Annotated in this window: 19 protein-coding genes; 11 read left to right on the forward strand and 8 right to left on the reverse strand. The window is 57.7% G+C overall.

Annotation, left to right across the window (positions count from 1 at the left end):
- Positions 1-318 precede the first annotated feature (318 nt).
- The 9 genes from COMA2_RS11370 to COMA2_RS11410 all read left to right on the forward strand — a co-directional run bounded on the left by COMA2_RS11370 (position 319) and on the right by COMA2_RS11410 (position 13,985).
- Positions 319-1,305: an ABC transporter ATP-binding protein gene (locus tag COMA2_RS11370; protein WP_090898088.1), complete on the forward strand. Its 987-nt coding sequence runs from the start codon at positions 319-321 to the stop codon at positions 1,303-1,305.
- A gap of 7 nt (positions 1,306-1,312) precedes the next feature.
- Entirely contained in the window at positions 1,313-2,083 is a 771-nt protein-coding gene (locus COMA2_RS11375) for an ABC transporter permease (RefSeq protein WP_090897988.1), read from the forward strand.
- Entirely contained in the window at positions 2,080-3,603 is a 1,524-nt protein-coding gene (locus COMA2_RS11380) for a GldG family protein (RefSeq protein WP_090897990.1), read from the forward strand. The genes COMA2_RS11375 and COMA2_RS11380 overlap by 4 nt, the downstream gene beginning before the upstream one ends.
- 3 nt (positions 3,604-3,606) lie before the next feature.
- Positions 3,607-4,989, forward strand: coding sequence for a DUF4340 domain-containing protein (locus COMA2_RS11385; RefSeq protein WP_090897994.1), 1,383 nt, complete (start codon positions 3,607-3,609; stop codon positions 4,987-4,989).
- Positions 4,990-5,227: 238 nt separating this feature from the next.
- Positions 5,228-6,844, forward strand: coding sequence for a cadherin-like beta sandwich domain-containing protein (locus tag COMA2_RS11390; protein ID WP_090897997.1), 1,617 nt, complete (start codon positions 5,228-5,230; stop codon positions 6,842-6,844).
- A gap of 354 nt (positions 6,845-7,198) precedes the next feature.
- Positions 7,199-9,538 (forward strand): cadherin-like beta sandwich domain-containing protein, encoded by a 2,340-nt coding sequence (locus tag COMA2_RS11395; RefSeq protein WP_175304550.1) that lies wholly within the window; start codon positions 7,199-7,201, stop codon positions 9,536-9,538.
- A gap of 293 nt (positions 9,539-9,831) precedes the next feature.
- A complete protein-coding gene (locus COMA2_RS11400) occupies positions 9,832-11,442 on the forward strand; it encodes a cadherin-like beta sandwich domain-containing protein (RefSeq protein WP_090898003.1) in 1,611 nt (536 codons plus the stop codon).
- A 197-nt stretch (positions 11,443-11,639) separates the two neighbouring features.
- Complete coding sequence (locus COMA2_RS11405; RefSeq protein ID WP_090898006.1) at positions 11,640-12,650, forward strand: cadherin-like beta sandwich domain-containing protein; 1,011 nt, start codon at positions 11,640-11,642, stop codon at positions 12,648-12,650.
- 330 nt (positions 12,651-12,980) lie between these two features.
- A complete protein-coding gene (locus COMA2_RS11410; protein ID WP_090898009.1) occupies positions 12,981-13,985 on the forward strand; it encodes a cadherin-like beta sandwich domain-containing protein in 1,005 nt (334 codons plus the stop codon).
- 251 nt (positions 13,986-14,236) lie between these two features.
- On the opposite strand, the gene COMA2_RS11415 is transcribed toward COMA2_RS11410, so the two are convergent.
- From COMA2_RS11415 to tdh, 7 genes are all read right to left on the reverse strand, one after another.
- Positions 14,237-14,908 carry a response regulator transcription factor gene (locus COMA2_RS11415; RefSeq protein ID WP_090898012.1) on the reverse strand — a complete coding sequence of 224 codons (672 nt, stop codon included), beginning with the start codon at positions 14,906-14,908 and terminating at the stop codon, positions 14,237-14,239.
- Positions 14,895-15,998 (reverse strand): sensor histidine kinase, encoded by a 1,104-nt coding sequence (locus tag COMA2_RS11420; protein ID WP_090898015.1) that lies wholly within the window; start codon positions 15,996-15,998, stop codon positions 14,895-14,897. The genes COMA2_RS11415 and COMA2_RS11420 overlap by 14 nt, the downstream gene beginning before the upstream one ends.
- Before the next feature lie 111 nt (positions 15,999-16,109).
- Positions 16,110-16,574 (reverse strand): transcriptional regulator NrdR, encoded by a 465-nt coding sequence (nrdR, locus tag COMA2_RS11425; protein ID WP_090898018.1) that lies wholly within the window; start codon positions 16,572-16,574, stop codon positions 16,110-16,112.
- Between the two features lie 33 nt (positions 16,575-16,607).
- Positions 16,608-17,873, reverse strand: coding sequence for a serine hydroxymethyltransferase (locus COMA2_RS11430; protein WP_245630981.1), 1,266 nt, complete (start codon positions 17,871-17,873; stop codon positions 16,608-16,610).
- 20 nt (positions 17,874-17,893) lie between these two features.
- Positions 17,894-18,361 (reverse strand): 50S ribosomal protein L9, encoded by a 468-nt coding sequence (rplI, locus tag COMA2_RS11435; protein WP_090898024.1) that lies wholly within the window; start codon positions 18,359-18,361, stop codon positions 17,894-17,896.
- A gap of 85 nt (positions 18,362-18,446) precedes the next feature.
- Entirely contained in the window at positions 18,447-19,637 is a 1,191-nt protein-coding gene (locus tag COMA2_RS11440) for a glycine C-acetyltransferase (RefSeq protein ID WP_090898027.1), read from the reverse strand.
- 52 nt (positions 19,638-19,689) lie between these two features.
- A complete protein-coding gene (gene tdh / locus COMA2_RS11445) occupies positions 19,690-20,724 on the reverse strand; it encodes an L-threonine 3-dehydrogenase (RefSeq protein WP_090898030.1) in 1,035 nt (344 codons plus the stop codon).
- 166 nt (positions 20,725-20,890) lie between these two features.
- On the opposite strand from tdh, the gene COMA2_RS11450 reads away from it, so the two are divergent.
- Together COMA2_RS11450 and COMA2_RS11455 are read left to right on the forward strand one after the other, a co-directional pair.
- On the forward strand, positions 20,891-21,502 hold the full coding sequence (locus COMA2_RS11450) for a YceI family protein (RefSeq protein WP_090898090.1): 612 nt from the start codon (positions 20,891-20,893) through the stop codon (positions 21,500-21,502).
- A gap of 97 nt (positions 21,503-21,599) precedes the next feature.
- Entirely contained in the window at positions 21,600-22,604 is a 1,005-nt protein-coding gene (locus COMA2_RS11455) for a zinc-dependent alcohol dehydrogenase family protein (protein WP_245630979.1), read from the forward strand.
- Between the two features lie 370 nt (positions 22,605-22,974).
- On the opposite strand, the gene COMA2_RS11460 is transcribed toward COMA2_RS11455, so the two are convergent.
- Positions 22,975-24,294: a NupC/NupG family nucleoside CNT transporter gene (locus COMA2_RS11460; protein WP_217490717.1), complete on the reverse strand. Its 1,320-nt coding sequence runs from the start codon at positions 24,292-24,294 to the stop codon at positions 22,975-22,977.
- Between the last annotated feature and the right edge of the window lie 210 nt (positions 24,295-24,504).

The raw sequence follows: 24,504 nt of genomic DNA on the forward strand, positions 1-24,504 counted from the left end.
GAGCTCCCCTCCGCGAACGAAAGAGAGGCTGCAGGGAAAATTCAACGGATAGGCTTCGTCGCGCCCCCTATATAAACGAGCTGGAAGTTAAATTCAAGACCGGTGGCTCGCGCGGAGCCGGAATCGACAGTGGAGCATCGCCGAGCGATCACGTTCCCGACATTGCGTAGATGCCCCATCAGGCTTGATACGCACCCTACTGCCCGTATATTGACTGCCTTGAACGGAGTGAGTAAGATCCTTCGTCAAGGAACATGGTGTTGTTTCGAGAGCGGTACCGCTCCAATCTCCGCGATTGTTCGCACCGATACCACATTCGTGATCGACGTTCATAACATCACCAAGCGCTACGGGCATCATACGGCCATCGATCGCGTCACCTTCTCGGTGGCCAAAGGCGAGGTGTTGGCGTTTCTTGGCCCCAACGGCGCCGGCAAAACAACCACGATGCGGATCTTGACCTGCTTCATGCCGGCGACCGAAGGCACGGCGCGAGTGGCGGGCTTTGATTGCACCGAGCAGCCGTTGGAGGTGAAACGGCAGATCGGCTACCTGCCGGAAACGCCGCCGGTCTATCAGGAACTCACCGTGGCGGAATATCTGACCTTTGTCGGACGACTCCGCGGAATCACGGGACCGAAGCTCTCGTCGGCGCTCGACCAATCGATTGGGCGGCTTGAGCTGGGCTCCGTCCGCCATCGGTTGATCGGGAACCTGTCCCGAGGCTACCGTCAGCGCGTGGGGTTGGCGCAAGCGCTCTTACACGATCCCCCGGTGTTGATCCTTGACGAGCCGACGGTCGGCCTTGATCCCAAACAAATCATTGAAATACGAGAGTTGATCAAAAGCCTGGCCGGCTCGCATTCCGTCATTCTCAGCACCCATATTCTTCCGGAGGCGACAGCCGTCTGCCAACGGGTCGTCATCATCAATAAAGGCCGCATCGTGGCGGAGGATACCCCCGAACAGTTGTCGGCCCGATTGCGTCAATCGGAGAAAGTTTCGATTACCCTCAAGGCATGCCCGACGGACTGCGAGATGAAGCTTCGAGCGATTCCCGGCGTGCTCAACGTTTTTCCCGGACAGGCGGGAGGAAGCTTCCTTCTCGAATGCGAGCTGGGCCGTGACCTACGGGACGAGATCGCGCGCGTAGCCGTGTCGAGCCAATGGGGATTGCTTGAGCTCCGCACCGTGTCCATGACGTTGGAAGACGTTTTCCTCCAGCTCACGCGCCACGAGGACCAGCTCTCCGAACCGCCTGAGGCCGCCGTCGGCATGGTCACCGCCGAAAGGACGGACTCATAGATACCTTATGACCCCGGTGCAAGCCATCATCGCCAAGGAACTGCGCGGCTATTTCGTCTCTCCCATCGTCTACGTGGTCGGCGCGGTCTTTCTGTTGATCTTCGGACTGCTCTCCTACCTCTACGTTGGTTTTGCCGGGGCGCAAGCCATCCAATTGATGCAGATGCAGGGGGGAACGGCCCAGATCAACTTGAACGATCTGGTCTTCCGAAATCTGTTCGCGAGCATGCGGATCGTCCTCGTGATTATTCTGCCCATCCTGACCATGCGGTTGTTCGCGGAAGAGCGCAAGCTGCGAACCTTTGAATTTTTGATGACCTCGCCGGTCAGAATCCATGAAATCGTTGTCGGCAAATTCGTCAGTGTCTTCGTGATCTATCTCGGCCTCGTCGGGCTGACCGTCTTGGTCCCCACCGTGCTGATGCTGTTCAGCGACTTCGACTGGAATCCCATCTGGACCGGCTATTTGGGCATGGTCCTGCTGGGAGCCCTGTTTCTTTCCGTGGGCCTGTTCGCCTCGGCGCTGACGGAAAATCAAATCGTCGCCGCCTTTGTGAGCTTCGGCTTGCTCCTGATCATCTGGTTGATCGCCGGACTGGGAAGCCTGTTCGGAGATACCACCGCGGGCCGCGTCATCTCATATGTTTCATACATGGAACATTATGACCGGCTGGTGCGGGGGCTGATCGACACGAGCGACCTCCTGTACTTCGGCAGCGGATTGGCGCTCATGCTGTTTCTCACCCATCGCGTCGTGGAGTCGACCAGCTGGAAATGAGTCTAAGATCCTTTCCTCTCGGCATTCTCGGCATCGCGCTCGGCCTCGGCGGCATGATCACCTACAGCCTTCGGCCCGACTGGCTGTGGGCCGTCACGATCGCGGAAGGGTTGGCGCTGGGATGCCTTGTCCTGTTCTTTGTCTTCCATTTCGAGGCGGTCAAGACGTTCTCCGGACGACGCTCGACCAGAATGGGGCTGAATAGCTTCCTGATGATCGTGCTGTTCACCGGCATTCTGGTCATCGTGAACTTTCTGGCCTCTCGACACTCGATCCGTTGGGACCTCTCGGAAAGTCAGAATTTCACGCTCGCTCCACAAACCCACCGAGTGCTTCGCGGTCTGCCCCACGACGTCAAAATTACCGTCTTCACGAGAGAAAAAGATCCCGGTTATCAAGTATTCAAGGAGCGGCTGGAGAGTTATCGGCAAGCCTCTCCCAAGCTCAGCGTGGAATTCATCGATCCGGAAAAACAGCCGAAATTGGCTCAGAACTATGGAATCTTCCGAACCGATACCGCCATTTTCGAGAGCAACGGCGAAACGATCCGCGTCACCTCTCCCTCGGAGGTGGAACTGACCGGCGCCTTGATCCGCATTTCCAAGGATGCCAAGAAGCGCATCGTCTTCGTCGAAGGCCACAGCGAACTGAATGTCGAGGATAAGGACCGCAACGGTCTCTCCATTGCCAAGGAGGCCCTGACCCGACAAGGCTATGAGGTCGGCACAGTCTCGCTTCTCAAGGAATCTGCCGTGCCGGATCATACCGCTGTGCTGGTGTTGGCAGGGCCGCGCCGCTCCGTGATGAAGGACGAGCAGGACCGTATCCAGGCCTACGTCGAGAAGGGCGGCCATCTCTTGGTCTTGACCGATCCCGATACACAGAGCGGGCTGGAATCATTGCTCGCCCGCTGGGGGCTTGGCCTGGGATCGGGGGTGTTAGTCGATCTGCAAGATCGATTGGCCCAGGGAGACCTCACCGCGCTGTTGGTCAGGACGTTTACCGAGCATGAGATCACTCAAGACCTGACCTCCGCCGTGCTGTTGCCGCTGTCCCGGCACGTGACCTTCGACGAGCAGGTCGGGAAAGACTGGGACTTCGTGCCGCTGGCCCGCACCTCGCCGAACAGCTGGGCTGAAACGAACATGCAAGGCCGGGTCGTGAGCCTGAACGAAAAGGAAGACGTGAAAGGACCGCTCCCCATGGCGGCCGCGCTGACGCCGAAGAAGGCCCCGGAGGAGAACACGCCTCGGCCCGCGATCGTGGTCATCGGAAACTCCACCTTCGCCTCCAATGCCTTTTTCAACTTCCCCGGCAACAGCGACTTTTTTCTCCACACGACCGGTTGGCTGGCCGAGGAACGGGATTTGATTTCCATCGCTCCGAAAGAGCCGGCATTGAGGCCGTTCACACCCAACCCCACTCAAGAACGGGCGTTGATTTACATCCAGGTCGTATTCCTTCCACTCCTGACGCTGCTCACCGGCGTCATCGTGTGGAGAAAACGCCGGCGTCTCTAGCCTATGACTCGCTACTGGCCGACCCTCCTCATGTTCCTCCTCCTGGCTGGTCTAGGAACCTATCTCTACCTGGTGGAGCTTCCCGCCGAGCAGCGAGAAGAAAAGCAGGAACGCGCGCAGAAGCAACTCCTGCCTTTTCCGGACACCGCCATTACCGGCCTCTCGATCACCACCGCTCAGGGGCCCATCGAATTCAAGCTGACGGAACCGGGCAAATGGTCGATCGTGGCTCCGCTTCAAACGGACGCCGATCAGCGCGAAGTGCAGGCGCTGATTCGAGCGCTCGTGACAGGAGCCGTCACCAGAACCGTCGAGGAACAGGCGACACAGTTGGCGGCCTTCGGCCTTGAACAGCCGGTGACCACCCTCACCGTCACGGCCGGGACACAACAGGAGACGATTTCGATCGGCGACAGCGGTCCGCTGTCCAATACCCTCTATGTGCTTCGGGCATCGGACCGGAGCGTGTTGCTGACCAACCTGGCGCCGAAGAACTTCATCAACAGGTCGTTGATGACATTCCGCCGAAAAGAGCTCTTGCGATTTGTCCAGAATGACATCGAACGAGTCCGCCTGACCTATGCCACCACTGAAATCGTGCTGTACAACATGGCCAAGGATAAGCCGAAACCGTTGTGGAAGATCCGCTATCCGATCGAAGCCGAAGCCGACCAGAATGAAGTCCGCTCGTTGATGTTTCGATTGGAAGATCTGAAAGCGCTCGGCATCATCGATCCCGGCCCTGAACGCGATACCATAGCCAAGACTCTGACGACCCCCAAGCTCAAAATCACGCTGCATACGGCAGCCGGGGACCAGTCCGTCCGGCTGTATCAACCGGACCCCCAGAGCGGAGAAGCCATCGCGGAGACCACCGCCGACGGCCCGCTCTATCGCATCAACCCCGCGCTGATCAGAGATCTCACGAAAGAACTCTTCACGCTCCAGGACAAACGACTGCTCGGCCTCGACTACACCGATATCGCCATGTTGTCGGTCAAGACACGGGAGCATCAGTACGTCTTGATCAACCAGACCGGCGAGTGGGTGCTCGAAGATCAGCCCCACGAGAAAATCAGCCAAGAAGCGGCGGATCTCTTTGTCAGCCGAGTCGCGAATCTTCCCGCGGAAGAACGCGTCATGAAACAATCCGCGCCGCTTGCCCCCTATGGGCTCCTCGCGCCAGCCGCGGAGTTTGTGGCGACCGGCAAGGACGGCAAGACCATGGGAAAACTGACCCTCGGCAACAAGGCGGGCAATCTCCTCTATGCCAGCGGTCAACGTCTGCAAGGTGTCTTTCAGGTCCGGCCGGACCTTCTTACGCAGATCCCTTCCAAGACCGAGCTCCTCGCCAAATCACAGGGCACTTCGGAAACCGGGCGCTGACCGCCGCTCCACGCGAAGCAGCTCCCACACTCTCGCGCCGACGGACAATGGCGATGCCACCGCTATAACCTCGTCCGTTCAGCAGCAGACCTCCTCTCCGCACAATGACGGCAAACCCTTACCTATGTAGGGCTCGACCGAGTTCAACCCCTCTCGTAGTATCAGCGCCTATGGTTGGCGTTTATAAGCATGAACCAGTCCGGCACTCCTTAATTTAAAAGAAAGTGATCGGCGTCATATGAAACGGAACCTCATCTCCACGGGACAATGGCTTGTCACGCTTCTGATTCTCGCAATCGGCTTGAGTGCCTACGGCTGCGCGGACACCGCGTCAGTTTCGGAAAACGTCGCAGCGCCCTTGGCCAGCCTCACGGTTACCCCTGGTGACCTCCAGCCGGCATTTTTTTCCAATACCACGACCTACGCGGTCAACGCGCCGACCGCTGCAACCAGCGTCACCGTGACAGCTGCCCCGAAGGACAGTACGGCCATAGTCACGATCGATGGGGTCGTGACCTCGCAACGGTCCGTGACCCTTGGTGGACCGGGATCGACCAAAACAATCCTTGTCGCGGTGGAAACACTGAATGGACTCGAGACCACCTATACCATCACCGTCACGAGACTCCGATCGAGCGACAACAATCTGTCCGCTTTAACGGTGACACAAGGCTCCTTGGTTCCCGCCTTTACATCAAGCACCTTGGATTACTCGGTGAACGTGGCAACCAACGTCACCAGCGTGACCGTCTCCGCCACCAAATCGGATCCGAATGCCGTGATATCCGGTGATGTGCCCAGCCAAGGACAAGCAACTATTCAGCTGGACGGGCCAGGGACCACCAAGATCATATCGGTCATTGTCACTGCGCCGAATGGCGACTCGAAGACGTACCGCATCACGGTAAACCGAGCGGCGCCTTCGAGCAACAATACCCTGTCGGCCTTGAGCGTAACGCAGGGTTCTCTGGATCCCGCCTTTGCTGCCAATATATTGAACTACACGGTAAACGTGGCGACCACTGTCCCTAGCCTTGTGGTCTCTGCAACCAAGGCCGATGCGGATGCCGTGATGTCCGGCGACGTCACAGCCGGAGCTGGAATTGCAACCGGCCAAGCAACCATCCCGCTCGATGGGCCGGGGACAAGCAAGGTGGTATCGATCACCGTGACCGCGCCAAGTGGAGTCTTTCAAACGTATACCGTTACGGTGAACCGGGCCGCATCGAGCGATGACACTCTGTCGGCCTTGACAGTAACGGCGAATGCTGCCGTTCAACCGTTGGTCCCAGACTTCAATGCGAACGTCCTGACCTACACGGTCAATGTGGCTAACACCATCGATCAGGTAACCGTTGCCGCTACCAAGTCCGATCTGAATGCCGTGATGCTGATCGGATCCATCACCATCCCGGCCGGCACCACATCAGGTCAAGAGACCTTCCCGCTCGGCGGACCTGGTACCCCGACCGCCGTGTCGATTTCCGTGACCGCTCAGAGTGGAGGAGCCCCCAAGACCTATACCGTCACGGTGAACCGAGCGGCGCCATCGAGCGACGCCACCCTGTCGGCATTAATTGTGACAGGAGGCCCCTTGGTTCCTGACTTTGCTCCCAATGCCATGGACTACACGTTGGACGTTCCATTCAGTGTCGACAGCGTGACCGTCTCGGCCACGAAATCCGACCCCAATGCCGTAATGTCCGGCGACGTCACAGCCGGGGCCGGGGCTCCAACAGGTCATGCAACCTTCCCACTCCTACCACTGCTCCCCAGAACGGTGTCGATCACTGTCATGGCTCCGAATGGAGACTCAAAGATATACTCCGTGACGATCACTCGAGTTTTCCCCTAGAGATGATGCACTTGCTTGGTTAACGAGAGAGACCCATACGTTTTAGTATTCATCATGTCATGCCACGCAAGACGCTTCTTCCACTCTGCTGCGAATCACTCGTGAGCGGACAGGAGCCCTATCGGGAACCTACTCATCCATCATTCCAAAGTCGCCCAGACCGCTTCCTTCCATCGTGATTCGAGGATCTTGACCTCACCAGAAGGATCAGCTATAGGTACACTACCTATTTCCCCCTATACATAAGTAGGGGTAGACCAATCTTTAGCCGTCTCGTAGTATCCGCACCTTCTATCGAGGTTCATAACGATGGACCCGCACTCCACACCTCCTAGAGAAAGAGACCACACCACCATGATGCGTACCCTGACCGTCGTAAGACAGTATCTCGCTGCCTCGTTCCTCTTTGGGATCGGTCTGGTCGCCTACGGCTGCGGCGATTCAGCGACGGTTAGCGAGCCGGCAGAACTCGGTGGCCTATCGGTCTCCACAGGAACACTGGAACCGCCTTTTAATCCTGCAACAACTGATTACACGGTTCAGCTCTCCAGTGACGTCTCGAGTACGACCATCACCGCCAGCCCGCGAGTCGCTGGCGACACCATACGGATCGACAACCAGCCGACAACGAGTCAGACTATTACGCTCGACTCGCCAGGCGCTGAGAAATCCGTCAGTATCGTTGTCACAGATTCAGGCGCAGGAGGCGGTTCGAAATCTTACACCGTTCGTGTCAGGCGGGACTTAGAGGACAATTCGTTACGGGCCCTGTCCGTTTCGAGCGGAACTCTGGCTCCCTCTCCATTCGACAAGGATACGCTTAACTATTCGGTCAATGGCGTGGGTGCATCTGTTACCAGCATCACCATCTCCGCCACCAAGTCGGACCAAGATTCGATAATGCGGATTGGTTCGGTCACTGTCCCGGCGGGAACTCCATCAGGACAAGCGACTGTTCAGCTCGGCAACACAGGGTCAGCCACACCTGTGTCGATAGAGATTACGCGTCCGGGCGGGAGTAAGAAGACTTACACGGTTACTATAAATCGCGGCCCATCAGACAATAGCTTCCTGCAAAGCTTATCCCTTCCGCCGGGACTGCAGTTAAACCCGAGGTTCGGATCCAGCATAACCGGCTATGAAGTCAATGTAGCAAACAACGTGACCAGCATCACGGTAACTCCCAGGGCGCAAGATACCACTGCGCGTATATCGGTCAATGGGCTAGCCACTGCCTCAGGGCAACCCTCCCAGCCCATTCTCTTGAATGAACCAGGTGTTAACGCCTCGAGAACCAACATCAACATCACCGTGATCGCTCAAAATAATAACACCCAGAAGGTCTACACGGTAACAGTCATTCGTGCCGCTCTTGGCGGGAATAACAATCTGTCGGCCTTGAGTGTGAGAGCAGGGACGACGACGCTTTCCTTGTCGCCATCACCATTTGATTCGAACACCCTGGTCTACACAGGCAATGTGGCAAACAATGTGACGGAGGTCGCCGTAACCGCAACGCGCCAGGATGCAAATGCCAGCATCACCGTGAATGGGCAGCCCACGAACTCCGGGGCAGCTCGCACCGTTACCCTCATCCCCGCAGGTCAAAACCAAAGCACGACGACCATTCCGATTATCGTGACTGCGCAGAACAGCAGCCAGAAAACCTATACCGTCAACATCATTCGTGCCGCCCTTGGAGGAAACAACAACCTGCAGAGCTTGACCGTCCAGAGTTTGAATGTTCCCTCCCACACCCTGTCTCCCCCATTTAGCCAGACGAGGGCCAGGACCGACTATGCACTGGATGTCGACAACAACGTTGGCAGCATTACTGTGAATGCGATTCCTCAGGATAGTGGCGCGAGCGTTAGAATCCTTGTCAACGGCGCGGCAAGTGGTACAAATTCCATCTCTCTGCCACTTGGTCCATCCACGACAGAAATAGAAATTATTGTGAGGGCACCGAATGGGACCGAGAAGCCGTATTCCATCACCGTGGACCGCGCAGCAGCATCAAGCAACAATAATCTGTCTGCTTTGAGTGTGCGAGTAGGTAATATAGCTCAGCCCTTGTCTCCTCCTTTTGCTGCGGGCACTTTGGCCTACACGGTAAACGTGGCGAGCAGTGTCAACGAGGTGACCGTCGCCGCCACCAAGGCAGATCGCGACGCCACAATGGCGATAGGTAGTGTTACCGTCCCACCAGGCACCCTAACGGGAGAGACAACCGTACCTGTGAATACCACACTATCGATCGCTGTCACGGCACCAAGCGGGGGAGCCCCAAAGACCTACACCGTCACGGTCAATCGAACTGTAGCAGAACCACCACCCCCCACCGTCGCGCCGGATTTGATACGCGAGGATGACACCTGTCCCCCTGGTATTCCCCCTGCTGAATGCGCTCCGGACTTTAACGGCAATCCCACCAGTAGGGAAGACAACATCACCAGCGTCACAAGACCAAGATTCAGCATACCTCCGCCGGGTGCGGGAGAGACGGCAAAACTTTACAGAGATGGAGTCGAGGAACCTTCGTCTTTTAATTCAGGAGACAACACCCTCAGGCCGAACAACCCGTTGCCTGATGGAGCTTATGACATCACCTACACCTTAAGTAATTCCGGTAGTGAGTCTGGCCCGAGTCCGGCCATGACGCCACAATTGCAGATCAATACAAGCGCGCCGTAGGGGGGAGTCGGTAGAGGGATCGTTTGCCACTCTTGTGAAGACACTTTTTCACAAGGCTGTGCCACGAGCGCTGGCTCTCCTTGAAAATTCCCTCATCGCACATGCTTGCCACACACCTCGCTTCTCCACGTCTCGATTTGACGTCTTGACCTCCCCGGTCGGATTGGCTATATCTGTCACTCCTACTTCGCCTCAGTAGACACTCGAACCCTCTCGTCGTTTCCACATTCGCGTTTGGGTTCACCAGAGCACACAGGCTCATCACTTCACGCATCAAGGAAAGTGACCGCCTCATGGGACGCTCGTTCACTATTGCCGTGCAATACCTTGCCTCTTCCCTCATCCTCATGATGGGGTTGAATCTGGTCGGCTGCTCGGACTCGGCATCGGTCAATCCCGTGGTCGAGCTGGCCAGTCTAATCGTCACCACCGGAACCACCGACGCAACGCTGCAACCGTCGTTTCACCCGGCCACGACGAACTACACCGTTGATCTCTCCACCAACCTCACGAGCGTCACCGTCACTGCTCAACCGGCGGTGACCGGCGACAGCGTAACGATCAATGGCGAGGCGACGACCAGCCGCCCCATCCCGCTCGGCGGGGCCGGAACGACGACCCCCGTGAATATCGTCGTGTCAGAATCGGGCACCAATTCGAGGACCTATACGATCCTGCTTACGAAAGCGGACCTCACGGGAAACAATTCGTTGCGGAGTTTGTCGATCTCCCCGAGCGCTCTCAACCCAAGATTTGATCGCAATACCCTGAGCTATGAAGTCGCTGTCGCAAGCACCGTCGACAGCATGAGGGTGACGCCCGCCTTAGACGATCCTGCTGCAACCATGACGGTGAATGGGCAACCCGCGACCTCCGGGCAAGCCCACACTATTCCACTGCGTGATCCTGGGCTGAGCACGATTCTCACGATTACCGTCACCGCGCAGAACGGCACCCCGAAAACCTACACGGTGGTCGTCACCCGCGCCGCGCTTGGCGGGAATAACAATCTTCAAAGCTTGACGGTGTCGCCGAGCCGTTTGGACCCAGCATTTAGCCCGAGCCGGACAAGTTATACGGTCAATGTCGATGGCAGGGTCGACAGCATCGCGGTGACCGCCGCGCCTCAAGATGCGAATGCGCGCATGACGATCGATGGACAAGAAACGAGGTCGCGTTCAATCCCCCTGCCGGTAGGTCCATCGGACACGGAAATCGAAATTCTCGTGACCGCCCCGAATGGCACCCAAAAGACGTACCTCATCACCGTGAGCCGTGAGGCGCTTTCGGGCAACAACAACCTGTCCGCTCTGACGGTGACACCGGGCGCCTTGGCTCCTGCCTTCACTCCTGATCAGCTGACCTATACCGTGGACGTGGCGACCGGTGTCTCCCGTCTCACCGTCACCGCAACGGTTCAGGATTCAAATGCCGGCTTGCTGATCGATGGACAAGGAATCAGCTCCGGTCAACCACGCGAGATTTCGCCGCTGGCACCTCCAGGATCGGATACCGTCATCACCATCCTCGTGCGAGCACCCAGTGGAGCTGAAAAGACCTACAGGGTCACCGTAAAACGACCGCTGCCCTCAAGCGACGCCGCGCTCTCGGCCTTGACCGTAAGCGCAGGCATCTTGAATCCAGGATTTGCCGCCGGCACGCCGACCTATACGGTCACTGTCCCGGCCGGCGTCGACAGCATGACGGTAACGGCGACCAAGTCTGATCCGAATGCGGTGCTGTCATCGTCAGGGTCCGTGATCGCGCCGGCAGGAACCTTAACCGGAAGCGTAAGCGGTTCACTCGGCTTGGGAACCACGACCCTCTTCACCCTGGCCGTGAGCGCTCAGGATGGAGTGAGCACCAGGCAGTACACGATCACCGTCTTCAGAGATTCGCGCTAGAGATCATGCAGATTAGTCTCACCATCTGTTGACCTCCTCTACCCATTAGAGAGAACCATGCGCCGACCCTGCTTATCCTACGCAAGTAGGGATAGATCCATTCAGGAATCCTTTCGTAATATCTGCCTCTACCCTATGGTTCACACGGGTGGCTGGACCCAACAGGTTATCCAGCAAGAGCACGTGCTGGGTCCACCATGCGACGATTCTTCATCATCCCAATACGGTATGTGGTCATCACTCTTTTCGCCGGAGCCACCAACTTGGGTCTGCATGGCTGCACGGACACAGGATCGATTGATCCAGGCCCTCAACTTGCCGGCCTCTCGGTCTCCAGCGCATCGCTTCAACCGCCGTTCGCCCGCGAAACGACCGGATACATCGTTGATTTGCCCGGCAACAGCCCTGACCTAACCGTCTTGGCAACCAAGTCCGATCCGAATGACGTATTGTCTGGTGCGATCACTGCCCCAGCAGGGCAAGCTACCGGGCAAACAACGATTTCACCCCCTGGCCCTGGGTCAACCAAAGATATCTCACTGACCGTCACGTCCCCGGATGGAAGAGCCAAGATCTACACGATTACCCTGAGAGCGATAACTCTTGGCTGGGATAACACTCTTCGGAGTTTGACCCTGTCGCCAGGTGCCTTATCTCCTGCCTTTTCCGCAGGAACTCAGGACTACCGTGTGAACGTAGCCGCCGCTGTCACCGAGGTAACCGTCTCGGCAACCAAGTCTGATCCAACCGCCGTGATATCGGGTGATGTACCGAACGAAGGACGAGCGACGATCATACTCAACGGGCCAGGAACAACGAAGGTGGTGTCGATTGTCGTCACGGCGCCGAATGGAACCTCAAGGGCCTACACCATCACCGTGGTACGAGCGGCCCCTTCGAGCGATGATGCTCTATCCGGCTTGATTGTGAGCCCAGGTTCACTGGACCCTGATTTTGCTTCGGGAATCTTGAACTACCGAGTTGATGTTGATAATAACGTGGACCGTGTGCTCATCTCGGCCACGAAGTCCGATCCGAATGCGACGATGTTCGCGTTTGGTTCAGTGATCGCCACGGCAGGAACACCCACGGGGCAGGTATCCCTCCCACTGGACGGGAGACGCACCGAGGCCGACATCACCGTGACCGCTCAAGACGGCCTGAGTACAAATTCTTATACCATCACCGTCATCCGATCTCGCCGATAGGCGGTAGCCCGCGCTTCAAGCCTGGGCGAACGCAAGCCTTGTTTTCTCACTCGCACATCGACGAAAGGTATCCCCGCAGTGAGGGAGAGATCCGCGAGACAGGGCTGATCCTCAACGCTCCCACGGGCACCATTTAGGATCTTCCTATCCCTCTCCCTCGATCTGATCTGTTGACCCCATTAGTTGGATCGGTTATAGAATGACGGCTGCTCGGCCTACGAAAAATCCTGACAGGCCGCCGTTGAACCCTCTCGTGATCTCGATACCTGCCGTTTGGGTTCACTCAATAATTAGGCTCGTTGCTGTTACTTAGAAAGTGGCCCATATCATATGCACCGTACACTCACCGTCGCTCGACAATGTTTCGCCGGCATTCTTTCCTTGACCATCGTCCTCAGCGCCTCCGGCTGCAAAGATACGGGATCGATCTCGGAGGGACCACAGGTACGGCTTTCCGGCTTGTCGGTCTCCGAGCCCGGACTCCAACCGGCTTTTTCGAGCGCAATCACCGCCTATACGCTCACTGTTCCGTCAACCGTCGACAGCGTGACGGTGACCGCCACTCCGGAAAACAGCAATGCCGGTATCACTATCGCGGGGACCGTGACCCGAAGTCTTTCCGTGAACCTCAATCCTCCAGGATCGAGCAAAGACATCACCATTACCCTTACCGATCAGAGCGGAAGTCAAAGCTCCTACGTCATCACGGTGAACCGGGCAGCTCCATTATCGGGCAACAATGAGTTGTCGAACCTGACTGTGTCCTCAGGGAGTTTGACTCCGGGGTTTTCACCGGGCACGCTGAGCTATGTCGTGGATGTGGCAACCGGCGTCACCAGTGTAGATATCGCGGCAACCAAATCCGACCCTAATGCCGTCGTATCCGGAGATCTCCCGAATAGCGGGCAAGCGACCATTCCGCTCGATGGACCAGGAAGCAGCAAGACCGTCTCGATCACCGTGACCGCGCCCAATCAAGTTTCCAGGACCTACCGCATCACGATCAACCGACTCGCGCCCTCGAACAATGCCGATCTATCGGCCTTGTCCGTAAGCGCAGGCATCTTGAATCCTGGATTTGCCGCCGGCACACCGACCTATACGGTCACTGTCCCGGCCGGCATCGACAGCATGACGGTGACGGCGACCAAGTCTGATCCGAATGCGGTGATGTCCGCATCAGGGTCCGTGATCGCGCCGGCAGGAACCTTAACCGGAAGCGTAAGCGGTTCACTCGGCTTGGGAACCACGACCCTCTTCACCATAACCGTGATCGCTCAGGATGGAGTGAGCACCAAGCAATACTCGATCACCGTCTTCAGAGATTTGCGCTGAGCATGCCGACGCAAACGGGTAGGTTGCTCTCCGAGTGAGAGTCGCCAACGGGCTGTGGGAACATTCAGTATGACCTCAGTAGCCGTCGCGGATATCGGGCTTTGAGACGAGGCTGATCAGCCGGCAGGAGGCGCAAAAAGGCCGTCCGGCACAGCATCGGCGAGTGAAGAGGCGACTCGTAGACTGTCTTTATCCGCCCGCCCGGCATCCTGCCAAAGAAGACTGTGTTCAGGAACCTTCCCGCCAGGACCCTACCGTTTCGGATCCAATTCGATCAGGCCTTTACGGATGGCGAGAATGGCCGCTTGTGTGCGGTCATAGACTTGTAGCTTGTGGAAAATGTTTCGAACGTGATTCTTGACCGTCTTTTCGCTCAAATCAAGGTTGTTGGCGATCTCCTTGTTAGTTTTCCCGTCGGCAACCAATCGTAACACCGTAATCTCCCGCTCCGTCAGATCATGCTCGGCCCAGGATGACTTCTTCCCCTTCTTTTGGGCCATCAACGAGAATTCCGCCAGGATTTTACTGGCGACGGACGGATGTATCAGCGATTCACCCCGATAGATCGCTCGAATGGCCGCCACGATTTGCGACGATTCCGAGTCTTTCAAGAGATAGCCTGTGGCGCCCGCGCGGACAAGATCGAAGATGTACTGTTGTTCTTCGTACATGGTCAACGCCACGATGCCGATGTGGGGAAACTCACGTTTGACTTGTCTGGTAGCCTCGACGCCTCCCATCCGTGGCATGCTCACATCCATGAGAATCACATCCGGAAGCAGCGCCCTGGCCTTCTCGACGGCCTCCGCGCCGTCTTGCGCTTCGCCGATGACATGAATATCCTCTTTGGTCTTGAGAATGGCCGCCAAGCCTTCCCGAACCACCCGGTGATCGTCGGCGATCAGCACCTTAATTTTCTCCATTGCCCCTCTCTTCCCGATGCCCCAGCGGCACCTCGACGATGATTTTCGTGCCCTTGCCCGGTTTCGATTGAACGCGTCCCTCTCCTCCCACCAATCGAGCTCGTTCCAAGATGCCCTTGATGCCGAAATGATCCCACTTTTCCGGGTCGCGCAGCACGGCCTCCTGATCGAATCCGATTCCATTGTCGGCGATGGTGACCCGCAACAGATCCATATCCATGTCCAGCTTGATCGAGACTCGATCGGCCCGCGCATGCTTTTGCACGTTGCTCAAGGCCTCCTGGATGATGCGAAAGAGAAAGATCTTCGTCCGCGGGAAGAGAATCTGTTCATCTCCCGTCACGGAAAACTTCGTGGCGATATGGGTCTGGAGCTGATACGACTTGAAATAATTCGTCAGCGCGGGAATCAATTCCATCTTGTCGTAGTGCAGGGGACGCAGGTTGAAGATCACTTGGCGGGCTTCCTGGATGGCCAATTTCAGTTGAGCCTTGCTCTCCTTGATGGTGGCTAAACTGGCCCGCGGGTTTTTCCGGATGAGTTGCTGGCAGAGATCCAGTTTGAAGTTCACACCCGCCAAACTCTGCACGAATCCGTCGTGGATCTCGCAGGCGATTCTCGTCCGCTCCTCCGTCACCGCCGCCCCGGTCTCTTTCACGTACAACCGATACAGGGATTGATATTTGTTCAACGTCTTCTCGATTTCCGCCGTCGCGCGAATACGGGCTCCGATCAGTTCCCACATGAATTTCGCGCTGGCGCCGCCGATCACGGTGACACCCATTCGATGAAAATCTTGCAGGAACGTTCCAACCCCCGCATCACCCGACACATCGATGATCAAATCGACGCGCTCCATCGCGAGCAGCTGCCGATAGTCGGGCGTGATCGGGATTCTGAGCCGGCGAGCCAACTCTACTCCTGGAGCGTTCGGATCGAGCTCCGCGACGCCGACAATCCGCACGAGGGGATCGTTCGCAAAGATCTCCATCAATGCGGTCCCTCCGCGACCGGCGCCGATAATGGCGACGTTTGTCGCCCCGGAGGTCGGCGTGTTCCGTGGAACGCGCTGAGGGGGAGGCTTCTTCATCGGTAGGGCGCTTCCTGCACAAGGATTGTCGGAGCTCACAACGACCACGCGTCGAATCCGGGAACATGAACGAGGTTGGGAGAGAGGGGTGAGGGATCCAGACGGTACGTCTTAACTCTCACGCCGGTGCTGAGCAAGCGTTTGTAACTCGTCCATAAATTGGTCGATGTCCTTGAACTCTCGATACACGGACGCAAACCGGACATAGGCGACCTGATCCAGCTGATGCAACTCTTTCATAACCTCTTCACCGACGACCCGGCTTTCAATTTCAGTCTCGCCCATCTCCTGAATCCGTTTTTCTATCCGATCGGTGACGGCCTCAATGGTGCCGATACTGATCGGCCGCTTTTCACAGGCCTTTTTCAACCCGACGAGAATCTTGTTCCGATCAAACGACTCCCGGCGGCCGTCCTTCTTCGCCACGACCGGCAGTATTTCCTCGACTCGCTCGTAGGTGGTATAGCGGCGTTTACAACCAAGGCATTCACGACGTCGGCGGATGACCTCGCCTTCCTTGGCCATGCGGGAATCGACCACCTTGTCTTCGAGTTCATCGCAGAACGGACATTTCACCGGTGGCGACCCTGCCCTCTCACGATCAGCTGGCTAGTAGGGATGAAAGATGGGAAACCGGGCGCACAACGCTTTCGCCTGCGCGCGAACCTCCTCCAGGATCGCCGGCTCTTGCCGGTGCCGGAGGACACGGTCGACCAAGTCGACGATCTGCTTCATCTCGGCTTCACGCATGCCGCGCGTCGACACAATCGGGGACCCGAGGCGGATGCCGCTGGCCACCGCCGGCGGCTTTTCATCATACGGGACGGCATTCTTGTTGACGATAATTCCGGCCGCATCGAGGGCCGCATCAGCCTCTTTTCCCGTGATGCCCTTATTCGCCAGATTCAGGAGCATCAGATGCGTATCGGTCCCGCCGGAGACGATCTTATAGCCACGATCGACAAACTCTTGCGCCAAGGCTTTCGCATTGGTCAAGACTTGCTGCTGATAACGTTTGAATCCCGGCGACAAGGCCTCTTTGAAGGCGACCGCCTTGGCCGCAATCACATGCATCAGCGGTCCACCTTGCAGCCCCGGAAATACAAGCTTATCGACCCCCTTCGCATGCTCAGCTCGACACATCGTGACCCCTCCGCGCGGACCCCGCAATGTCTTGTGGGTCGTGGTCGTCACGAAGTCGGCATAGGGAACGGGATTTGGGTGAAGCCCCGCCGCAATGAGCCCGGCGATATGCGCGATATCGACCAAGAGATATGCGCCGACCGATTTGGCGATCTGTTGAAATCGTGGGAAATCGAGCACGCGGGCATAGGCGCTGGCCCCGACCACGATCATTCGCGGACGGCATTCCTCCGCGACCTTCTGCACGGCATCGTAGTCGATCCGTTCCGTCTGGCGATCGACACCATACGAAAACACGCGGAAGAGGATGCCGGAGAAATTGACCTTGCTCCCGTGCGTGAGATGACCACCCTGGGCCAGGTCCATTCCAAGAATGGTGTCCCCTGCCTTGAGGACCGAGAGATAGGCCGCCATGTTGGCCTGTGAACCTGAGTGCGGCTGCACGTTCACGTGCTCCGCGCCGAAGATCTCTTTGCATCGCTGGATCGCCAAATTCTCGACGGCATCGGCATGCTGACACCCGCCGTAGTAGCGCTTGCCGGGATAGCCTTCGGCATACTTGTTGGTCAGCAACGAGCCTTGCGCCGCCAAGACGGCGGGACTGGCGAAATTTTCCGATGCAATCAGCAGTAGTTTCTCACGCTGCCGGATTTCCTCCGCCTCAATCGCGGCGCAGACCTCCGGATCTGCCGCCTTCAGAGCGTCCCAGGAACCGAGTGCATAACTGTTCATCTTCTCCATCGTCGCATATCCTATGCTGAAGGCTCCTCAGTCTCTTGCTTCTTCACCACGTGGATCTTCACCGTTGCTACCACATCTCTGGGCATCTTGATGGGCACGGCCACGGTACCGAGTTCCTTGATCGGTTGCGCCAATTGGATCTTTCGCCGATCCACCGTGAGACCTTGTGCCGCCAATCCTTCCGCGATGTCTTTGGCGGTGACGGAACCGAACATCTTATCGTCCTTGCCGACCTGTGCTTCGATCGTCAGCTCAACAGCCGACACCTTCTTGGCGTAGGATTCGATTTCCAGCGTTTCCTTCTTGGCCTTATCGGCCGCCACTCGCTTGGCATGTTCGAAAGCCTTGATGCTCCGACCATCAGCCTCAACGGCCTTCCGGCGCGGTAACAGATAGTTTCTCGCAAACCCATCGGCGACGTTGATGAGATCGCCGAGATGCCCCACCCCTTCCAGGGTCTCTTGAAGAATGACTTTCATACCCATACTCCTTCACTAGATAAAGTAGCCGAGGATACTGACCTGACTGAGAAATGTCAATTCTGAGAAGTTCCCGTGAGGCAGGTTACTGGATCACGCCGAGAGCCCGGCCCACCTTCGCAAACGCCGCCACCGCTTGTTGCAACTGCGTCCTTGCATGGGCCGCCGACATTTGAGTCCGGATCCTCGCCTGTCCTTGCGGCACCACCGGATAACTGAATCCCACGACATAGACCCCTTCTTTCAGCAACGCCTCCGCCATCGAGGTCGCAAGGGCGGCATCACCCAACAGCACGGGAATGATCGGATGCTCGCCCGGCACGAGCCGGAAACCGAGCGCAGTCAGTTCCCCTCTGAAGTAGGCGGCATTGGCTCGAAGCTGCTCTCTGAGATGATCACCTTGCTTCACGAGCTCGATGGCATGCAACGCACCGGCCGCGATGGGCGGAGGAAGGGAGTTCGAGAACAGGTAGGGTCGCGACCGTTGACGCAGCAGCGCGATCACCTCGGCCTTGCCGGATGTAAACCCGCCGGTCGCGCCACCCAGCGTTTTCCCCAAGGTGCTCGTCACCATCTCAATGCGGTCGGCGAGGCCGTAATAAGCCGGTGTCCCCCTCCCCTTCGGACCGAGCACCCCTGTGGCATGGCTATCATCAACCACCACCGCCGCGTCATACCGTTCGGCCAGCTCCACGATCCGATCCAGTTTGGCCAGATCGCCATCCATCGAGAACACCCCATCGGTGACGATCAGCCGCAGGCGGCACGCACTCGCTTCCTGAAGCCGCGTTTCGAGGTCCGTCATGTTGGAATGGGCGTAGCGGAATCGTGTGGCCTTGCACAGTCTGATGCCATCGATCAGGCTGGCATGGTTCAAGGCATCGCTGATGACCACATCCGCCTCGTCCATCAACACTTCGAACAGTCCCCCATTCGCGTCGAAGCAGGAACTGTAGAGGATGGTGTCCTCGGTGCCGAGAAAGTCGCTGACGCTCTGCTCCAATTGCTTGTGCAAATCCTGCGTGCCGCAAATAAACCGCACCGAAGCCATGCCGTAGCCATGGGTTTTCAACCCATTGTGAGCCGCCTGCGCGACGGCGGGATGATTCGCGAGCCCGAGATAATTATTGGCGCAGAGGTTCAGAACCGAGCCTTGGTCCACCAGGATGTCCGAGCCTTGAGGACCCAGAATGAGCCGCTCAGACTTGTAGAGGCCCTTTCCGCGAATGTCGGCGAGCTGAGTATTGAGAACCTGTTTGAGAGAGTCGTAGGCCATTTTTTTCGTGAAACGTTTCACCCCTTATCACGTATCACGCTCACCGTACCCCTCACGGGATCAAAACCACTTTGCCGCACTGGCCCGACTGAATCAACTCAAACCCGGCCGCAAACTCTTTCAGAGGCAACGAATGAGTCACGACCGGCCGAATATCCAGACCCGCCTTAAAGAGTCCCGCCAGCCGATACCACGTACCGAACAGGCGACGACCGGTGATTCCGTAGACACGGATCCCCTTAAAAATCATTTCGTTCGGCAGGTCGAAGCACACGGGACCGGTCGGGATGCCGAACAAGGTGACTCGACCGCCGTTCTTCACTGCGCGAAAAGCTTGATGCAATGCCGTGGGATCCCCCGACATCTCCAGCGAGGCATCGACTCCTTCACCATCGGTCATCTCGAGAATAGCCTCGGCCACCTGCGCGACTGACTCGGTCCTCGCGTTGAGAACATGATCCACGCCGATCTTCTTCGCCAACCCAAGCCGATAATCGCTGACATCGGTCGCGATAATGGTCGCGGCGCCGGCTGTTCGCGCAATAGCCGCGGCAAATAAGCCGGTCGGGCCGCATCCCGTGATCAACACCGTCTGGCCGGTCAGATCCTCGGCCAGCGCGGCATCGACCGCATTGCCAAGCGGCTCCTGCACACAGGCTAACTCCGGAGGAATGTCCGGAGCCGTGTGCCATAAGACACCTTCAGGCAACGAGACACACTGCGCGTAAGACCCGTCCCGATCGATCCCGAGAATCTTGTAATTCTTGCAGACATGCGCCTGTCCGGTGCGACATTGAAAACAGGCTCCGCAGGTCAGATGCGATTCGGCGGCCACATAATCACCCACCTTGACCAGAGACACCTCGCGACCTACCTCCACGACATGGCCGCATAACTCATGTCCGATGATTCGCGGCGGATGAATCCGCCGCTGTGCCCATTCGTCCCAACGATAGATATGGACGTCGGTTCCACAGAGCGAGGTCGCCGCCACCTTCACCACCGCGTCGTGTGGTCCAGGAGTGGGGTCCGCCCAATCAGTGGGGGTGAGACCAGGCCCGGCGGTCGCTTTGACGAGTGCGTACATGAACCTATTCTATACCAATTCAACCAGTTGACACCCGTGTTTCAGGGAAAGAAACGGGTTGCAGTGGCTTCTTGGCGATAGGTAGGATACCGGATCTCTCTGAGGATTGCGCGAAGAGGCGCGCGCTGTTCACATTGGCCGGCAAGAAAAACCGAAAGGCGAGGGTATGCAAATCCGGCGGCACTGGCTGCAGGGAGTCGTCATGGCGGGTCTGTTGGGACTCTTCCCGCCGGGCGTCGAGGCGGAAACGGCTCGGTGGGACATCGATCCGGACCACTCTCTGATCGAGTTTCGCGTGACGCATATGGTGATTTCCAAAACGTCGGGGCGATTCATGGACTATCGCGGTTTCGTCGAGATGGATGCGAGCGCGAATACCCTCAAGACGATTGAAGCCACGATCCAGGCCGAGTCCATCAACACGAATCAAGAGAAGCGCGATATGCATCTCCGCAATGCCGACTTCTTGGATGTCAAACAGTTTCCCACGATGACCTATAAGATGAAGCATTATCGAAAACAGGGAGCCACCTATACGATCGTCGGCAACCTCACCCTGCGTGGCGTGACCAAAGAGGTCACGCTCATCGGCACGCTCAACGGCGTGACGCAGGATCCCTGGGGCAATACCAGAGCTGGATTCACCGCCGAAGGAACATTGAATCGCAAGGATTTTGGCATGGTCTGGAACAAGACACTCGATAGCGGCGGACTCATCGTCGGAGACGAAGTGCAGATCCGTTTGGATATCGAGTGCATCAAAGCGAAAAAGTCGTGAGAGCGTACGATGTTTCGAGGATTGTGTGACCTAAGTGTTTCATACCCGAAACCCAAAGCTCTAGAAATCCGAACTCGAAACGCATAACGTCGAGCTGATGATGAAAGCGATGGTCCTCCACCAGGCGAACGACGTTTTCAGGAATCCGCTGCAACTTCAAGATCAGCCTGTCCCTGTACCGAAGTCGGATCAGATCCTCGTCAAGATTCACGTCTGCGGCGTCTGTCGGACAGATCTCCATGTGGTGGAAGGGGAGCTTCCCGATATTTCATTCCCGCTGATCCCAGGACATCAAGCCGTCGGCGCGGTGGTGCAAGTCGGCGCCAAGGTCTCGGAGGTCAAGGAAGGGGACCGCGTTGGGATTGCCTGGCTTCAACGCATATGTGGGCAGTGCGAGTTCTGCGCAAACGGGAGGGAAAATCTTTGTTTGCAAGCGACGTTCACCGGCTATCAGGTCGACGGAGGATATGCTGAGTATGCGGTCGTGCCGGCTCGATTCGCCTATCCAATCCCGTCGATCTTTTCCGACGACGAAGCCGCTCCCCTGCTCTGCGCAGGGATTATCGGCTACCGCGCGTTACGCCTCAGCGGCATCAAGCCGGGCCAACGTCTCGGGTTATATGGCTTTGGCGCCTCCGCGCACATCGCCATCCAGATCGCGCGCCATTGGGGCTGCCGGGTCTATGTCAGTTCGCTCAAGCCGGAGCATCAAGCGTTGGCCAGACAGCTGGGGGCGGTCTGGGTCGGCGGGGCCACGGATACGCCGCCTGAGAAGCTGCATGGGTCAATCATCTTTGCGCCGGCCGGTGAACTCGTGCCTCGAGCATTGAGGGCGCTGGACCGAGGAGGAACATTGGCTTTGGCCGGTATCCACATGTCGCCGATTCCCTCGCTGGACTACGATCGGGACATTTTCGGAGAGCGCGTCATCCGCAGCGTCACCGCCAACACCAGGCAGGATGGACTCGACCTGTTACGCGAAGCGGCAGCCATTCCGATTAAGCCGCATACCGTCCGTTTTCCTCTTGAACAGGCGAACCGCGCATTACAAGAATTAAAAGCCGGGAACTTTCAAGGAGCGGCGGTGCTGACGATGCAATGATGGCAGGACCGAATTACTGATGTTTTTCAGCTCTTCAGAACATCTCCGCCAGGTCTTCCTCAAAATTCTCAGTCTCCGTCGTACCCCTCGTCGTCCTGATTCTGAACAATTCGCGCATTTCACCTACCGGGGTTTCACAGGCCTTTGGGTGACACAGGGGGGAATATCGCATCATCTATGCGACCGATGAAAAGGCTAAGGTGGTGAAAGTGGCCAGAGTTCTGCACCGCGACCGGGATGATCGAGAGCTGGATAGGATCTAATTTGCAGAAACCGCGCGTTCTGGTGATCTTGTCACCCATTTCAGACGTTCTAGCCACGTTTTCCAATCGGCTGCAAACATGAAAAGCGTTCGCGTTATTCCTCCTGCCTATGACGACAAGACTCCCGCAATACAACCGGTCAGCAACGTCGTCAAGAATGCGGTCCAGAGCGCACGGATTCCCAAGAGCGACACATCCTTTGCCCGATGAGGCATCAGTGCGGTGATACCCCCGACAAAAATGCCCATGCTCGCGACATGAACGAACCCGCACAGCGCGTAGGTCATCGTCGTGAGGGATCGTGGGGAGAGCGGTGGGGGGGATGCCGCTTGCCATGCCGCCAACTTGAAATAGGCCGCGACTTCCGTCTCGACGAACCGCGAACCCAGCAAGTCCGCGCCGATCTGCCATTCCTCCGGACGGAGACCGAGAAGGATCGTGAACGGCCAAGTCAGCCAGGCCAGGACACGGGTGACCGAGAGCGGAGCTCCCCCGAGCATGGGGAGCTGCGCCAGCGCCAGATCCACCAGGGCTTCCAAACCGAGAAACACGATCAGCAACGCCGCAATGCCGGCGGCCATTGTCATGCCCTGCCCCGCCCCGTCGATCAAGGCGACGATAAGGTTGGAAGGCGGCGGAATCGCATCTCCTTCTGATGAACCTGATGTTTCGCGTGGGCTGTTGTCGGTCGGCACGCCCCCGAGCGTCACCGGCCGCCCGTCCTCAGGAAACGACAGTTTGCTGATGAGCACCGCACAGGGAATCGAAATCACGGAGGCAGAAATCAGATGTCCGGCAATCTGGGGCACGACATGCTGGAGCGCCGAGACATAGATGCCCATGACGGTGCCGGCCACCGTCGCCATCATGCAGGTGAGCACCATCAACAATTCCGACCGGGTCATAGCGGCCAGATAGGGGCGGACGATCAAGCCGGCCTCGATGCCGACGAAGATATTGGCGGCGCCGGAGAGGGATTCGGCGCCCGATAAGCCCATCGTTCGATAGAAGAGTCGGGCAAACAGCCCCACGACCACTTGCATGATGCCCGTGTAGTAGAGGCCTGCCATCAGGGCTGCAAAGAACACGACGGCCGGCAGCGCTTGCGCGGCCAAGATAAACCCCACCGACACCGTCCCATCCGGCAGTGCCTGGCCCGGGCCGAGCGCCAGCGGACCCAAGAGAAAGAGCGTGCCCTTTTGGGAGGCGGTCAGCATGGCCACGACCATATCGTTGATCATCCCCCACAACCAGCGCGCCCCCGGAAACCAGAAGGACACGATACCCAGTCCCCACGCCAAGGCCGCACTGCCGCCGATGGTCGTCCAGTTCAGCCGAGTGCGTCGTCCCGTTACCCAAGCCAGCGAGGCGATCGCAAAGAATCCGACAAACGCGAGCAGGCGATAGGGCCATTCCTCCACCGTCATGTCCTCCCCCTGTGTGATGGAAACCCGGCGGGAGGCTACGCTGAGCGGCGGCAGGCGTCAAGAGAGAACGGACCGAGTGGACTCTGTCCTCGTGGATCGTTTGGGCATCCGTGACTTACAGCGTATCCCCCACATCCTGCTTAAGACCCGCTCTCATGCCGGCATGGAATTGGGGGTCACAAATTGGGAGCTAAATCGGGATGGCCTTTT

The sequence above is a fragment of the Candidatus Nitrospira nitrificans genome, from assembly GCF_001458775.1.
Lineage (GTDB): Bacteria > Nitrospirota > Nitrospiria > Nitrospirales > Nitrospiraceae > Nitrospira_D > Nitrospira_D nitrificans.

What these genes read in the sequence shown, in the direction of transcription:
- COMA2_RS11380 (WP_090897990.1), top strand. Translation starts at nt 2,080, where the DNA reads ATGAGTCTAAGATCCTTTCCTCTCGGCATTCTCGGCATCGCGCTCGGC.
- COMA2_RS11390 (WP_090897997.1), top strand. Translation starts at nt 5,228, where the DNA reads ATGAAACGGAACCTCATCTCCACGGGACAATGGCTTGTCACGCTTCTG.
- COMA2_RS11430 (WP_245630981.1), bottom strand. Translation starts at nt 17,873, where the DNA reads ATGAACAGTTATGCACTCGGTTCCTGGGACGCTCTGAAGGCGGCAGAT.
- COMA2_RS11420 (WP_090898015.1), bottom strand. Translation starts at nt 15,998, where the DNA reads ATGAAGAAGCCTCCCCCTCAGCGCGTTCCACGGAACACGCCGACCTCC.
- COMA2_RS11400 (WP_090898003.1), top strand. Translation starts at nt 9,832, where the DNA reads ATGGGACGCTCGTTCACTATTGCCGTGCAATACCTTGCCTCTTCCCTC.
- COMA2_RS11460 (WP_217490717.1), bottom strand. Translation starts at nt 24,294, where the DNA reads ATGACGGTGGAGGAATGGCCCTATCGCCTGCTCGCGTTTGTCGGATTC.
- COMA2_RS11375 (WP_090897988.1), top strand. Translation starts at nt 1,313, where the DNA reads ATGACCCCGGTGCAAGCCATCATCGCCAAGGAACTGCGCGGCTATTTC.
- COMA2_RS11415 (WP_090898012.1), bottom strand. Translation starts at nt 14,908, where the DNA reads ATGGAGAAAATTAAGGTGCTGATCGCCGACGATCACCGGGTGGTTCGG.
- tdh (WP_090898030.1), bottom strand. Translation starts at nt 20,724, where the DNA reads ATGTACGCACTCGTCAAAGCGACCGCCGGGCCTGGTCTCACCCCCACT.
- rplI (WP_090898024.1), bottom strand. Translation starts at nt 18,361, where the DNA reads ATGAAAGTCATTCTTCAAGAGACCCTGGAAGGGGTGGGGCATCTCGGC.
- COMA2_RS11455 (WP_245630979.1), top strand. Translation starts at nt 21,600, where the DNA reads ATGATGAAAGCGATGGTCCTCCACCAGGCGAACGACGTTTTCAGGAAT.
- COMA2_RS11450 (WP_090898090.1), top strand. Translation starts at nt 20,891, where the DNA reads ATGCAAATCCGGCGGCACTGGCTGCAGGGAGTCGTCATGGCGGGTCTG.
- COMA2_RS11440 (WP_090898027.1), bottom strand. Translation starts at nt 19,637, where the DNA reads ATGGCCTACGACTCTCTCAAACAGGTTCTCAATACTCAGCTCGCCGAC.
- COMA2_RS11410 (WP_090898009.1), top strand. Translation starts at nt 12,981, where the DNA reads ATGCACCGTACACTCACCGTCGCTCGACAATGTTTCGCCGGCATTCTT.
- COMA2_RS11405 (WP_090898006.1), top strand. Translation starts at nt 11,640, where the DNA reads ATGCGACGATTCTTCATCATCCCAATACGGTATGTGGTCATCACTCTT.
- COMA2_RS11395 (WP_175304550.1), top strand. Translation starts at nt 7,199, where the DNA reads ATGATGCGTACCCTGACCGTCGTAAGACAGTATCTCGCTGCCTCGTTC.
- COMA2_RS11385 (WP_090897994.1), top strand. Translation starts at nt 3,607, where the DNA reads ATGACTCGCTACTGGCCGACCCTCCTCATGTTCCTCCTCCTGGCTGGT.